The sequence below is a fragment of the Anabaena sp. UHCC 0451 genome (genome assembly GCF_034931405.1).
GTDB lineage: Bacteria > Cyanobacteriota > Cyanobacteriia > Cyanobacteriales > Nostocaceae > RDYJ01.
Map to the genome: position 1 here is coordinate 63,366 of NZ_JAYGHA010000031.1, position 12,663 is coordinate 76,028.

The following is a 12,663-nucleotide window of genomic DNA, read 5'->3' on the forward strand; positions in this document are numbered from 1 at the left end:
AACATAAAATTATAGATAATAGTTATAACAAAGGCGATAGCGAAGCTCTCCGCAGGAATCGCAACTTCTTGGCGGGAGAGCGATCGCCTTATAAACCTAGTAGTAAAAGGTTGATTTCATTATGACACGGATAGAAATTAGAGACGAAAACCAAAGTTACTGCACCCGTTTTAGCGATGGTGTCAGTGGGATGAGTGTAACAGCTTTAGCTCAATTTTGCGGAACAGAACAGCATACTGTTACCCAGTTCTTAAACCGTCTTAGGGATTCTGACCCTATCACGAATGAGCTTGTAGAATGTCTAAAACCCTTTGTTGGTAGTGATTGGAGACTCATCACGAATGACCCCTCCGGCAAGGTGTTCATTATTGACGAAGTTTGTCATGCGGTTTTGGAATACTATGCACTTGAAGCACGGAAGTATAAGGGCAAACAAATAGCGGTAAACAATTATCGCATGATTGCCAAAGCTGGGTTAAGGGTATTCATCTGGTCGCAAACTGGTTACTCCCCAACAAAGTTAACTTCGGGATTGATAAACCAAGAAGAATTATCTACCATAATCACCACCGCTATCGAAACATCCCTGATTCCCATTACCCAACAACTAAACCAAATCCAAGAGCAGCTGCAATCAGTACCCGGCATGAAACCCAAACGCCCCTGGACTTTACCTGCATCTACACCACCGGAACAAGTGCCAAATGATTATGTACAGTTAGAGGATGGGTCTTGGTTATCCCCTGAAGGGTATGAGTCAATTTTAAAACAAAGCAGACGCTCTTTACCTTGGGACTTACGACGTGATGATTTTAATTAAATGGTGAACTCTGGGGATTTGGGGATATAAGCGGCGAAAAGTTTATGGATGTTTGGGACGATTGCGATCGCTACGGAAAGCTATCTCTTCGAGACGCTACCGCGAACGCTATCGCCATAAGAAAACCCTAGTCAGACAAAATTCTTAGGGGAAAAGTTCAAGGATGTTTGGGACGATTGCGAGATCGCCTACGGTAAGCTGCACTAACGCTAGGAAACCCAACTTACAAAATACAAGCGAGGAAAAGTTTAAACAATAATCGCTGCGAACCAAAAAGGGAAAATTGTACGCTAAGGCTAAAATGCAGATATAGCAAGGGTTTCCAGACCATCTTGCCGGAAAATTCACATATCTCGGCTTGGGTGTTGCATTCAAATAAGCGATCGCCCCTACTAAATTTTTGAATCCCAAAAATATTAAACTTCAGGATCATCAAGACCAATACCAAATTCTCTCAACTTGAGTTTTACATCTTGCCATTCAGTTCCACAGTAGTAGTATTGTTTTTTGCGGAGATTTGTTAGGTAGTAGCCAGCTTTTCCGCCATTAATCCGAAACATTTCAATCATGATTGTTTCTGTACTTAAACCAAATTTTTCTAACCTGCTTTCTAATCCAAGATTAACTGGTTTATTAGTAGCATTATAAAAAACTTTATCCCCTGGTTTAAAAATCCAGGCAGTTGCTTCACGCTCAACAATTAGGTAATTTGATGGATGAATAATAGTAGACATAGGTTAATATTTAAGTTAGAGATGGTGAGGAAAGCCCCCAGTTGCGAGCTAGGGGCTAATCAGTTACTTAGTTGCTAGAGTTGCCAGATTCCGGTTCTTCACCTTCCTCCAAGGCTTCTTGAACATCTTCAGTATAAGCAACAGTTCTGTTACCTTGATCATCAGTCTCAATCCAAACATCAGAATCTAGGTATTCAAACTCAACTTCAGGATTATATTCCTTCTGTCCGTTGCCGTTGCTGTTTCCGTTATCACTAGACTGAACTATTTTTATCACCTCCTGACAAGGGGTATTTTTTTCATCCCTTATCATAAAAGTGTAACCCAGTTATTCTAAATTTTCAACTACTTTTAGCAGATTTATTACCAGCAATTAAAATAATTTCACCATCAGCGATCGCATCTAAAAGTTGTCCAGTTGATCCTTCTTCATTATAGACATAGCCTAATTTATAAGCTATTTCCTTGAGTTTGTCGTTAGTATTTAGAGCGACTCTAGCGTGTAAACTATAACGCTCTAGCTTTTTTCTACCTGGCATACAATTAAATTCAAAATCCTAATAGTGGTTTACAGATTTAGGATAACATTTAACCGTTGTGACTAGAAAACAATTCCTTCGGAGTGCTGACGCTATCGTTCTCCAGTTTCCCCCAAGAATTTATTTAAACGGTTGACCCCATAGTTCCCACATCTCTTTGTTGAATGGACTGCGCCATTTTTGAATCATTGCTTGTTCTAAATCTTGACGTGGTTTTCTATCAGTTGGGGCATCCCACCAAAAACCAATATTCACTGCTGTTGGCATTTGATAACGGTGATGTAATTCCTGATAGTTTTCAAGATAATTCTTACAATCATGAACCCCCTTCCACCGTTTATTACTGTGTTTAGTTTCACCAATATATAGCAATAATTCAGATGCACTATCAATGATAAAATACAGGGCTGCTTGTCCGTAATCATCGGGCATTCTGTAGAAGGCCATTGATTGTAATTGTAGTTTAAATGGATCAATAGCGTCGGGGTTACAGTGAGAGGGTGCAACATCAAACAAAGTTACCTGCTGTGGTGCTTGACTGTTTCTGATGCGCTGCTGGTAAGTAAATAACCGTGATTTCCACTGCTCTAAAGCTTGGGCATCCATTACCAACCCTTCTTTCCTTACCCCTTTTGTTTGGTGTTCCTGTTGGGAAAATAAACTTAACTGTTCCATCTGACCGCACATAACCACCAGTTGATTATCGCAGATTTTTCTTGAGGGAAATTAGAAAAGCTGGTAGGGGTGGCGATCGCTCAAAGTAAAGTACCTGATGGCGATCGCTGACTTCAACTTAAAGCTGAAGGATTTTAGTCATTTTTCAGTATATAATTAATGCAGTAATCAATGCAGTAATTAAGTAATCAATGCAGTATGACAATAATTGCTTTTATAAATCAGAAGGGTGGATGCTCAAAGTCCACCTCAGCAGTGCATTTAGCCTATTGGTTGACAAAGAAGAATTATAAAGTCAGGTTACTAGATGCGGATGCACAGCGCAGTAGTTCGGTATGGTTGAAGTTGATGGAGTCAGAAATTAGTACAAAGGTATTGAACACACCGGATGAGCTTTTAGAGCAAATCCCACAATTAGCAAATGAATGTGACTATTTAATAGTGGATGGACCTGCCGGTTTGTCGGAAGCGAGTCGGGCGATATTATTCAGGACTGATTTAGCGATTATTCCCTGTCAACCTACTGGTTTAGATTTGCAATCTGCCAGCGATGCTGTTCGCTTAATTAAACAAGCTCAATCTGTTAGGGGCGGTTCACCAACAGCGGCAGTATTTATTAGTCGTGCTGTTAAGGGTACTAAGTTGAAAGACGAAGCGATCGCACTGCTATCAAAAATCCAAGAAGTATCAGTGTTAAAAACGGTGATTCACCAAAAACAAGCAATAGCCGATACCTTTGGTCAAGGTACAACCATTTGGGGATTGTCCGGTCGTCCGGCAGCGGAATCACAACGGGAGTATGAAAAATTGTTTACAGAAATTTTGGGGATGTTGTTATGACCAAGAAACGTAAACCCCTTAATGATGCCCTGGCTCGTGAATTTGTCTATGGCACTACACCACACGAAGCGGAACAGCCCCAGGTTGATACTGTAGTGCAAGCCATACCAGAACCGACACCAACCGAAATAGAAACTATACCCCCGTCCGCAGAACCTAGCAAACCATCAATTATGTCTCAACTACAACAAGTTACCTCTAAAGAACCAATTATTAGACTGACCGTTGATTTACCTGAGTCTATGCACCGTAAACTGTCTATGCTGGCTGCTAAAACAGGCCGTAAAAAGGCTGAAATTGTCCGCCTCTTACTTGATGAAGCATTCCAGGAACTAGAATAATAATGCAGTAATGCAGTAATTAAGTAATCAATGCAGTAATTAAGTAATTGGTAGTTGTTGCCAATAAAATGTTAGTTTTGACTTTGGATGAGTGCAGTCAACTTACAGGATTTTCTAGGGGGATATTAAGGGAGACGAAGGGAGGCGATCGCTACCAATCAATTAAAAGCCAAGATTGTTGGTAAAGCATGGAGAATAAGACTTGAAGATTTAAAAGATTATATTGATGAGGTTTTAGGATGAGTAGGAAATTAACAGTTTGCGGAAATTGCGGATATGAAAATTACTTTAAAGATGTTGTAGCTAATAACTGCCAAATATGTAATTCTCCCTTAACAGGAAATGTTTATTCTGTGGAATTACTAGACAAATTTACTGAAGCAGTCCTCAAAGCTAGTGAGAAATTTGGGTATTCATTTGATGAATCCGTTAATTACATAAGTGAGAATCTTGTCAAACTATTGAAAGAGCCTATAGTAAGTGAAAATTTGCTAGAGGATTCACGTATTCAAGAAATATTACAACCTCCAAAACCTTAGTATAAATTTCCCCCAAGAATTTAAAGTGACGTGTACAATGTCGCTTTTTTTTATACCGTCTGTGTACAATTGCGGTTACATAAATTAATACTAATAATGTACGATAGTAAAAATTTTTTAAACAAAACTATGGAAAGTACAAATCAGGAACAGAATTTAAAGGAAAAAGTTTTTGAAATTTGTGAAAATCTATATAAAAATAATGAAAAAATCAACCGTGATATTGTACGGGAGAAATTAGGGGGTGGAAGTCATACTCACATTAGCCCCCTTGTGTCCGAATGGAAAGAGCTTAATAAACAGAAATTGGTACAGCAAAATGACGATAATAATATAGATGAGAGTACACAATCAGGTATTGTCAAAAGTGAAGAATCCGAAATAACCGAAATACCACAAGAAATAAACGCTACTGTAAATACTGACTTTATTCCTGATGGTGATTTAAATCATATTGTCCGCAGTGGAGCAGAAAAAGCCACAGGATTATTAATTGCTCAGGAGGCTGTAGCCTTGCACTTTTACCAAAACCCTGATCAATTACCGTCTGATTTAAAAGTCAAAGTAGAGGAAATGCGAGAAGGTTTTTTGCAATCGCGCAGCGCAATCAACAAGAGCGCCTACAATTCCCAGAATTTAATCAATTTAGCAATGAGGAAAATCAACAAACAACAAGACGATCTAGAACTGGTTGGTTAGTTTTGCTCTTAAAAGGATTGTTATTAGCAATAAGTTCGTTCAATCCAATTAGTTCAGCCATAGTTCTATTCTCACTATTTCCACAGCTTCCTAAAGTTTCCCCTAAGAATGAAACAGAGGAGGAAACAGCGCCGGGGGAATTTACCATTTATAGACAAGCCGAACTTAACCGAACTACAGCATCATTACTGGCTAATGGTGCAATTTTGATAGTGGGTGAAGAGGGGAGCGGTAAATCAATTCTTGGTAGTGCCGTTGTAGAAAGATTGAATTGTGATGGATTTTTAGTGGCCTTCATCGAACCAACCACGCCCAAGCAAATGCTGATAGAAATTGCTCAACAGTTTGAAGTTGCCACTGAAGATTTAGAGGGTAAATCATTAACTGTGGACAAACTTAAGAGAGCGATCGCCCAATTCTTAGGGGAAAACACAGCATTTATCATTCTCGATGATGCCCAAAGTTGTGATATGAAGTTTAGAATTTGGCTAAAACAGTTGCGCCGTAAAGGTGTACCGATGCTAGTTTTGGCCACAGATCCACCACGTTCTGATATTTTCATCAACATTCCCAGAATTGAACTAAGACCATTACCAGAAAAGGCAATTAGGGAAATAATGAGGAGCGCAGCGCAGGAGAGAATGATTGATTTATCAGCAGCAGATTTATCTAAATTACAAGAGCGAGCCGGGGGTAATCCGATGCTGGCTATTAGAGCAATTGAGGAAGAATATTTAGGGTTAGATATTGAAGGTGCGGATCATCGTCGTTACTTCGATATCACACCATTAATTTTAGTGGTGGGTGTAATTTTCGTAATTATGCGGTTTATTGGTTTGGGAACTGGTGATCAAGCACTATATATATTTGGTGGCATTGCAGCGGCCATATTCTTAGGACTTTCCCGACTGCTCTATAGTTTGCCACAGGAGGAAAGAAGAATTAGATGATTAGGAACAAACTTAAATATTTTTTGCTTTATCTTAAATAACAGGAGATTTTCAAATGGTAATATTAGAACAAAATCCAAAACAATTAAAACTAAAACTAGGATCACATTCTGAATTGACAACGGGAAGTTTTTTTTTAATAATCGGAGTTTTTTCTGTATTTTTTTATGCGCTGATAGTTAGCAATGTGTTATCAATAGATAGTCTCAAATATTCTAGTAAAGGAACAACTATTTTTTTAATGGGAGGTGTTTTTATTATTCTTGGCTTGTCTTTCTTAATTCGTAATTATCCAGAAAGCTGCTGTTTTGATAAATCAACAGGTAAGTTTACTCTCAATGAAAAAAGTTTTTTGTCAAAAATTAAAACTACTGAATATTTACTCACAGACATTGCATTTGTAAAAGTGGTACTAGCACAAATAGAAGATCCTCATTACTATATCAGCTTAATAACAGAATCTAAAAAGGAAATAAATTTAACTACTAGGTACAACAGCGCACCCCAGGGAAATCCTGAAATAGCTCAACAGATCGCTGAATTTCTCAATATTGCACTAACCCGTTAAAATAATAAGTAATATCCTTACTTACTCAAAAAGCATCAAAGCGAAGGAAGGAGAATTAGATAATGTTGGGAATATCTCACCTGTTAATTAGTGGCACGGCTGCAAGTTTACTTTTAGGAACTGCCGATCCTGTAGTGATTGCTGTTGGGGCGATCGCTGGTTTACTTCCTGATGTTGATGTTTCCACCTCACCAGCAGGCCGCCTATTTCCTTGGATAAGTGGATATTTTCAGGAAACAATGCCGCACCGCAGTATGACTCATTCAATAGTTGCATCGGCTGTAGTTGCGATCGCATCTTATGGAATATCAATATTTATTCCTCAATTATTACCAATAGCGTCAGCTTTAACAATTGGTTATACTTTCGGCTGGTTTGCTGATTGTTTTACTCGCGGTGGTGTGGAAATGTTTTGGCCTTCACCTGTGCGTTGTGTTTGTCCTGGGAATCGGAATTTGAGATTAAAAACTGGGAGTAATGCTGAATATTTTATACTTTGTATATTGATTGCGATCGCTCTATCAGCATTTAGCATCAATAGTAAGGGGGGAATATTAACCCAGTTTAACCGCTTGATTGCTTCTACATCAGGTGTTCAAGGGGTTTATAATAGTTCGGGAAGTACCCACAAAATTATTGCCAATATCAAGGGAGTGAGAGCCGGTGATAGGTCAAAAGTTGATGGCCAATTTCAGATTATTCAACCTAACGGGACTGGATTTATAGTTTTAGAACCCACTACAAATAAACTATATAAAGCCGCAACTGACCCTGATAGTCAGATTGTTATTGAACAAATTACAGCAGATGTTGGTAAAGCTGCTATTACTACTATTGAATCGGTATTTGTGGAAGATCAGGTTATTGGGGAGGCGATAAATAAATTCAACAGAACTAATACAAATGTATTTATTAGTGGTGATTTAACTGTTGAGGATTTCGATACCTCAGTTTTACCAAGAGATCCTTATCAATTTAAGTTTATTGAAGCATCACCTAGTAATATTAAATTAGAAGCTGCACCGTTAAAAGCTGTGATGAAATTCTTAGGGGATGAATTCGCAAGTGGCAGCTTACAAGTTCGGTCAATTACTAGCAGTCAATAAATTTATGTCAGAAGAAACAGTTACTATATTTGAAACATCAACACCACCAGCAAAGATAAATCTTGACTATTTTATAAATGATATTGTGGCTTTTTATGAATGCTGTTCACTTGAGCCAAAACGATATCTATTTTATTACAATGGAACAGCAGAAAGTATTGCAGGATTTTTAGCTACAATTGGATTTGAGGATATTAAAATTTTAAGAAAAGTATCCGTTTCTGATTCTAATGAAACTATTACCTGGAATGGAAGAACTAAACACCAAGCACTAGAAAATTAAAATAATGATTAAACCACTACCACAAGCTACGCTTAAACCACAGAATAAAGTAATTGAGCCAAAGCGATCGCACTCTGGCATATTCTTAGGGGAAAAGTGTTACTGGAATCCTGCTAACTTACGAAATGGACACGCTGTAATTTTAGGAACTTCTGGTAGTGGTAAGACTCAAACCTTGAAGTCAATGGCTTATGAATTACCATCATTATTCCCAAAGATTAAAATTATTTTAATTGATTTTCATGGGGATTTAGAGTTACCCGATGAAGTTTGTTATAAATTAGATGCTGAATCACCACACGGTTTAAATCCACTCGTCCTGGATTTAGATCCTAGAGGTGGTGGACCAGACTTGCAAGCGATCGCAGTTGCTGCCATACTGCGTAAATCACTAAGACTTGGTGACAATCAACAGGGCTTAATATTAAATGCCTTTATTACCTGTTACGAAAGTAGGGGAATATTTCAGAAAAAACAATCAACATGGACTAATCAACCGCCCACATTTGCTGATTTAGAAGCTGAATTAGAAAGCCGTGTAGAGGATGGTTGTAAAGATTCAGAAAAACTATTATTGAAAATGGCTGCTACGTTTAAATATGGCATATTTAGCAAGCCGCAGCCGTCGTTAAATTTTCCATTGGTTAGATTTGACTTATCAGCATTAGCTAAAGTACCTGGATTATCAGCTATAGCCGCAGAAACTCTTTTAAAACAATTATTGGATTCTCATAAATTGCAGGGTGAAATTAAAGATAAAACACCTCGTTGTTACGTCATCTTGGATGAGTGTAAAGAAGTCAAATCATCAGAAACCCTGGCGAGAATATCAGCAGAAGCCCGTAAATTTGGATTATGTGCAGTTGTGGCTAGTCAACGCGATGCCCACATATCAGGAGAAGTTTTAGCTAATTCGTCTCTCAAATTGGTATTATCAGTAGATGATACTGAAATTGCTAGTGTTAAGAAGAGATTTAGATTTTCAGAGTCAATGATTGCTTCTTTACAGCCATTAGAGGCATTAGTTAGGATGGATGGAGATGGTATAAAAACTAAAATTTTACCTTTTTATGAACGTCACAAAGAGTAATCAATTATTAATAAATATTGGACTGTTAATAGCGATCGCTTTATCAGTAATTCTAATGGGAAAACTTAAACCACAGGATAAACCAGCGATCGCACAAAATCCCATCGTGGAAAATGCTGATGAAGAGGATCAAGAAGAATTTACCAGCCCTCTACAGAAAGACCGTCCTTTGAGAATGAGTTTGTCTGTAGATAACCCTAGTTACCTAAAGGTCAGACTGAATGATGAGATTAAAATAGGGGATATAATCTCTGACAATTCAACAGAAAGGCAACGGTTAGAACGTCAAAAAAAATCAATTAAATTACAGATTGATAATCTAAAATCTAAAACTCTAATTGCTCCTACACCACCACCACCCACACCATTAATAAGAAGTCTTCCTGATTCTGCTTTTGAAGAAGAGCAAGCTAATATATCTCAAGCTGAACTTAAATTACAACAAGCCAAATCTATTTTAAATAGTCGTTCCAAACTTTTAACAACAGATAATCCAGAGCGTCGCGCAGAATTTGAAAAAGCTGGGGCATCATTAGCGATCGCTTCCCAAAAAATTCAAGAGCAAGAACAGATGATAGCTGCAATGAATGATATGAAAATGCAGCCGGAAATCTTGCAACATGAACAATCTAAATTAAGAAAATTACAATCTGAATTAGATCAAGCGCGATCAGAAGTTGAGCAATCACAGGCTAAATTATCAGCCGCTGCAATTATTCAAAGTCAAGAACTAGAACAATTAAAAACTAATGTAATTTTGGCAGAATCAGAATTAAAGATAGCGAAATCTAGGCTAGAGTCTGCTATTAATCGTCGTCAAATTCAAGAGTATCAGGCATCAGTAGAAGAGAGTAAGCGATCGCAAACTATCACTCAATCAAATCAAGATTATGAAAGATCAAGACTACAGTATGAAGAGGCTACCAGAAATAAGGATTACCAGCTTGCACAATTAGGTATTTCACTAAGTGCAATCGAAGATAAATTAGCTGATATTCCTATTGTGAGAAGTCCGCGAAATGGGTATATTAAAAAAGTTAAGCCCTGGGTAGGTAAAGATGGTAAATATACGACAACTATCACTATTGTTTCTAACAATATTTCCCTTAATAATAAATCCAGTAACGGCACAAAATCCACAATCACGACAAACACCGACAGTAACACCGACAAACCCCGCTAAAACAACTCCGACAACTACGACAGATGATTTTGTAGAGGAAGTAGATCCCGAAGAAGCAGAAGCAAAAGCTGATCAACTTTCCCCTAAGAATCAGCAAAATCCTTTTGTCAGACCGGATATTGATAAACTCTTAACTGAGCAGTTTAATGATGATATGTGGCGAATTATGAGGGGTGGTCTACCTTGTTTAGAAACCACATCAGCCTGTCTCGATCAATTACAATCAAGGTCTGTTAGTGGATCACCATTACTTAAAGAGCTTGACAGTAGAATACAAGAAGCGAATGATCAAATTAATGACGCTAGAAGTCGTAATGTTAAAACTGTAAGACTCTCAATATTAACTCCCGCTTTACAATATTTACTAGGTCCAACTCCACAACCAGGACAGCCACAGCCGCAAGGTAGAGGTTTAATAGATAATTTATTAGGAGTATTTAGGGGTGATACTGGTTTAATCAACGGATTACTTAATGTAATTGGTATTCCCTTTTTTCAAGGCAGTCAAGGAGCTAACACAGAAGCTAATCGTAACTCAATAGCGATCGCCGACCTTCAAGTTAAAGTTGCTGAATTGCAACGCGCACGCGCACAGTTAGCGGATACTACCAGAGAAAAAGTAGCAGTAAGTTTAATTAAATTTGACGAAGCGCGGACTGATTTTCAAGTAGCTCAAGTTGTGGGAGCAAGAGCAATTGATCAATTTAAAGTCTTTGAACTTAGATATATTCGGGGCAATAACGATACAGAATCTTATTTAGCCAAGCAGAATCAACTTGACAACATCAAAGCTAATACTTATTCTTCTTGGGGGAAAATGAGGCGATCGCTATTTGAAATTAAATTGTTAGTCTTGGGTGTGAAAGATGCTGAAATTTAATTATCATCAATAATTTTACATTCATCTGGTGAAAGATTAAAATAACAAACTGGATATTCTTTATTAGGTTCTTTCACAAAAATAATATTATTACCAGATTTAAATATTCTGGGATAATTTATCATTTCAGAGCAATTATCTTTTAATTGATATTCATTAAAAGGAAAGTTAGGGGATACAATATGATTTTCAATAATAAAATTCCTAGATGGATTTTCTATAAAAATCATTCCACAAGAATTAGCAATTAATATTTGAAATGCAGCAAGTAATTCCATTTTAAAAAGATTAAGCCTAGAAATTTATCTAGGCAGAATAATTAATTTTTATGGTGCAAGCCATGAAGTATTGGCAGGAGCATATGGCGTGTTAGACGAACAAATCGGCGCTCCTGCTGCTACTTTTAAAGCAGATTTTGTGTAATTTGTTCCGTTCACCGCAATAGTTGCGGGAAAATCGACTGTTTCACTAAAACGAACTACACCAAATCCGCAAGCATTAAAAGTTACATTTCGGAATGCTTGAGCCATGTATTCAATTTTGGCCGCTTGCCCGACAAAACTTGAATCATAGTTAATTACATCACCGGAAGGAGTTTTGAATGTTCCTGGAGCGGGCATGGAAAAACTTCCTTGTTGGCATTGAGTCGAAACTACTGGCAATGCTGATATATCTATAGTTGCATCATTGATTTTTATGCTAGTAGGGGGATTTGCCCCTAAACTACTAGCTGATATTCGTACTTCGCCGCAGCTTCCGCGAACTCTAGCAGATGTTCTGCGTGTCAGAACACTGACAACGGCTGATGGTGTGCTTCCCATTCCATTATTTGTAACTACTAATCCACCATTACCACCAGTAGCCATATAAACATTATCCCCTTTGTAAGGAATGGCATTAGCTTCTAGTGGGAAACTAAGGGGAGCGATCGCAATACCAATCAAAGATAATGTTGAACGAATTTTTTTCATTTTACTTTATAAAAGCATCAAGTGATAATATAGTTGCACAGATAATATTGATACCGCAAGCTTTGTACTATGAAATTTTTTAACAAATTTTTGTACTTGATTTTGTACATTTTTCTGGGGTCTAGTACATGGTATTTATTAAGTAGTTATTTATCTGGTACAACCAGGTCAAAGCCGCTTGAGCCAAAGCTTTCAATTGTACCAGCACCAGAAGAATGGCAAATTATTAGCGTTCATGATGGTGATACCATTAAAGTTGAAAAGAGTGGAATTACTGAAAGAATTAGATTATGTGGAATTGATGCCCCAGAGATTTCACAGTTATTAGGAAAAGAATCTAGGGATTATTTGCGCTCTTTAATTCCAGTGGGAAAAATTGTACAAATATCAGTAGTAGATGCTGACAGGTACAACCGCAAAATAGGAGAAATATTTATAGATGGAA

General features: G+C 37.5%; 19 protein-coding genes. 13 read left to right on the forward strand and 6 right to left on the reverse strand.

Going from position 1 to position 12,663, the window contains the following annotated elements; genetic code table 11:
- Positions 1–121 precede the first annotated feature (121 nt).
- A complete protein-coding gene (locus tag VB694_RS20045; protein WP_323362096.1) occupies positions 122–820 on the forward strand; it encodes a hypothetical protein in 699 nt (232 codons plus the stop codon).
- 416 nt (positions 821–1,236) lie between these two features.
- On the opposite strand, the gene VB694_RS20050 is transcribed toward VB694_RS20045, so the two are convergent.
- The 4 genes from VB694_RS20050 to VB694_RS20065 all read right to left on the reverse strand — a co-directional run bounded on the left by VB694_RS20050 (position 1,237) and on the right by VB694_RS20065 (position 2,768).
- On the reverse strand, positions 1,237–1,554 hold the full coding sequence (locus VB694_RS20050) for a hypothetical protein (RefSeq protein ID WP_323362097.1): 318 nt from the start codon (positions 1,552–1,554) through the stop codon (positions 1,237–1,239).
- A 67-nt stretch (positions 1,555–1,621) separates the two neighbouring features.
- Positions 1,622–1,867: a hypothetical protein gene (locus VB694_RS20055; protein WP_323362098.1), complete on the reverse strand. Its 246-nt coding sequence runs from the start codon at positions 1,865–1,867 to the stop codon at positions 1,622–1,624.
- Between the two features lie 28 nt (positions 1,868–1,895).
- Positions 1,896–2,093, reverse strand: a complete 198-nt coding sequence (locus VB694_RS20060) for a hypothetical protein (protein ID WP_323362099.1) — start codon at positions 2,091–2,093, stop codon at positions 1,896–1,898.
- A 120-nt stretch (positions 2,094–2,213) separates the two neighbouring features.
- Positions 2,214–2,768, reverse strand: a complete 555-nt coding sequence (locus VB694_RS20065; protein ID WP_323362100.1) for a GIY-YIG nuclease family protein — start codon at positions 2,766–2,768, stop codon at positions 2,214–2,216.
- 198 nt (positions 2,769–2,966) lie between these two features.
- On the opposite strand from VB694_RS20065, the gene VB694_RS20070 reads away from it, so the two are divergent.
- From VB694_RS20070 to VB694_RS20120, 11 genes are all read left to right on the forward strand, one after another.
- Positions 2,967–3,608, forward strand: coding sequence for an AAA family ATPase (locus VB694_RS20070; protein ID WP_323362101.1), 642 nt, complete (start codon positions 2,967–2,969; stop codon positions 3,606–3,608).
- Complete coding sequence (locus VB694_RS20075; RefSeq protein WP_323362102.1) at positions 3,605–3,949, forward strand: CopG family transcriptional regulator; 345 nt, start codon at positions 3,605–3,607, stop codon at positions 3,947–3,949. The genes VB694_RS20070 and VB694_RS20075 overlap by 4 nt, the downstream gene beginning before the upstream one ends.
- A 239-nt stretch (positions 3,950–4,188) precedes the next feature.
- Complete coding sequence (locus tag VB694_RS20080; protein WP_323362103.1) at positions 4,189–4,488, forward strand: hypothetical protein; 300 nt, start codon at positions 4,189–4,191, stop codon at positions 4,486–4,488.
- Positions 4,489–4,617: 129 nt separating this feature from the next.
- Positions 4,618–5,187 (forward strand): DNA-binding protein, encoded by a 570-nt coding sequence (locus VB694_RS20085; RefSeq protein ID WP_323362104.1) that lies wholly within the window; start codon positions 4,618–4,620, stop codon positions 5,185–5,187.
- 17 nt (positions 5,188–5,204) lie between these two features.
- On the forward strand, positions 5,205–6,137 hold the full coding sequence (locus tag VB694_RS20090; RefSeq protein ID WP_323362105.1) for an ATP-binding protein: 933 nt from the start codon (positions 5,205–5,207) through the stop codon (positions 6,135–6,137).
- Between the two features lie 55 nt (positions 6,138–6,192).
- On the forward strand, positions 6,193–6,705 hold the full coding sequence (locus VB694_RS20095) for a hypothetical protein (RefSeq protein WP_323362106.1): 513 nt from the start codon (positions 6,193–6,195) through the stop codon (positions 6,703–6,705).
- 62 nt (positions 6,706–6,767) lie between these two features.
- Complete coding sequence (locus VB694_RS20100; RefSeq protein ID WP_323362107.1) at positions 6,768–7,811, forward strand: metal-dependent hydrolase; 1,044 nt, start codon at positions 6,768–6,770, stop codon at positions 7,809–7,811.
- 4 nt (positions 7,812–7,815) lie between these two features.
- Positions 7,816–8,094 (forward strand): hypothetical protein, encoded by a 279-nt coding sequence (locus VB694_RS20105; RefSeq protein WP_323362108.1) that lies wholly within the window; start codon positions 7,816–7,818, stop codon positions 8,092–8,094.
- Between the two features lie 4 nt (positions 8,095–8,098).
- Entirely contained in the window at positions 8,099–9,184 is a 1,086-nt protein-coding gene (locus VB694_RS20110; RefSeq protein WP_323362109.1) for an ATP-binding protein, read from the forward strand.
- Positions 9,165–10,367, forward strand: coding sequence for a hypothetical protein (locus tag VB694_RS20115; protein WP_323362110.1), 1,203 nt, complete (start codon positions 9,165–9,167; stop codon positions 10,365–10,367). Before VB694_RS20110 ends, VB694_RS20115 begins: the two co-directional genes overlap by 20 nt.
- Positions 10,270–11,247, forward strand: coding sequence for a hypothetical protein (locus VB694_RS20120; RefSeq protein ID WP_323362111.1), 978 nt, complete (start codon positions 10,270–10,272; stop codon positions 11,245–11,247). The genes VB694_RS20115 and VB694_RS20120 overlap by 98 nt, the downstream gene beginning before the upstream one ends.
- Here VB694_RS20120 and VB694_RS20125 read toward each other — a convergent pair.
- Positions 11,244–11,525 (reverse strand): hypothetical protein, encoded by a 282-nt coding sequence (locus VB694_RS20125; protein ID WP_323362112.1) that lies wholly within the window; start codon positions 11,523–11,525, stop codon positions 11,244–11,246. The two genes, VB694_RS20120 and VB694_RS20125, sit on opposite strands and share 4 nt — an antisense overlap.
- 48 nt (positions 11,526–11,573) lie before the next feature.
- Positions 11,574–12,218: a hypothetical protein gene (locus tag VB694_RS20130; RefSeq protein WP_323362113.1), complete on the reverse strand. Its 645-nt coding sequence runs from the start codon at positions 12,216–12,218 to the stop codon at positions 11,574–11,576.
- Positions 12,219–12,287: 69 nt separating this feature from the next.
- Between VB694_RS20130 and VB694_RS20135 the strand changes: the two genes are divergently transcribed.
- Positions 12,288–12,663: thermonuclease family protein (locus tag VB694_RS20135; RefSeq protein ID WP_323362114.1), on the forward strand; the 376-nt coding region annotated here is incomplete at its 3' end.

Excerpts from the sequence above, each read along its gene's own strand:
- VB694_RS20080 (WP_323362103.1), top strand. The coding sequence starts at position 4,189 with ATGAGTAGGAAATTAACAGTTTGCGGAAATTGCGGATATGAAAATTAC.
- VB694_RS20130 (WP_323362113.1), bottom strand. The coding sequence starts at position 12,218 with ATGAAAAAAATTCGTTCAACATTATCTTTGATTGGTATTGCGATCGCT.
- VB694_RS20100 (WP_323362107.1), top strand. The coding sequence starts at position 6,768 with ATGTTGGGAATATCTCACCTGTTAATTAGTGGCACGGCTGCAAGTTTA.
- VB694_RS20125 (WP_323362112.1), bottom strand. The coding sequence starts at position 11,525 with ATGGAATTACTTGCTGCATTTCAAATATTAATTGCTAATTCTTGTGGA.
- VB694_RS20060 (WP_323362099.1), bottom strand. The coding sequence starts at position 2,093 with ATGCCAGGTAGAAAAAAGCTAGAGCGTTATAGTTTACACGCTAGAGTC.
- VB694_RS20075 (WP_323362102.1), top strand. The coding sequence starts at position 3,605 with ATGACCAAGAAACGTAAACCCCTTAATGATGCCCTGGCTCGTGAATTT.
- VB694_RS20105 (WP_323362108.1), top strand. The coding sequence starts at position 7,816 with ATGTCAGAAGAAACAGTTACTATATTTGAAACATCAACACCACCAGCA.
- VB694_RS20065 (WP_323362100.1), bottom strand. The coding sequence starts at position 2,768 with ATGGAACAGTTAAGTTTATTTTCCCAACAGGAACACCAAACAAAAGGG.
- VB694_RS20050 (WP_323362097.1), bottom strand. The coding sequence starts at position 1,554 with ATGTCTACTATTATTCATCCATCAAATTACCTAATTGTTGAGCGTGAA.
- VB694_RS20110 (WP_323362109.1), top strand. The coding sequence starts at position 8,099 with ATGATTAAACCACTACCACAAGCTACGCTTAAACCACAGAATAAAGTA.
- VB694_RS20095 (WP_323362106.1), top strand. The coding sequence starts at position 6,193 with ATGGTAATATTAGAACAAAATCCAAAACAATTAAAACTAAAACTAGGA.
- VB694_RS20070 (WP_323362101.1), top strand. The coding sequence starts at position 2,967 with ATGACAATAATTGCTTTTATAAATCAGAAGGGTGGATGCTCAAAGTCC.
- VB694_RS20055 (WP_323362098.1), bottom strand. The coding sequence starts at position 1,867 with ATGATAAGGGATGAAAAAAATACCCCTTGTCAGGAGGTGATAAAAATA.
- VB694_RS20045 (WP_323362096.1), top strand. The coding sequence starts at position 122 with ATGACACGGATAGAAATTAGAGACGAAAACCAAAGTTACTGCACCCGT.
- VB694_RS20085 (WP_323362104.1), top strand. The coding sequence starts at position 4,618 with ATGGAAAGTACAAATCAGGAACAGAATTTAAAGGAAAAAGTTTTTGAA.
- VB694_RS20115 (WP_323362110.1), top strand. The coding sequence starts at position 9,165 with ATGAACGTCACAAAGAGTAATCAATTATTAATAAATATTGGACTGTTA.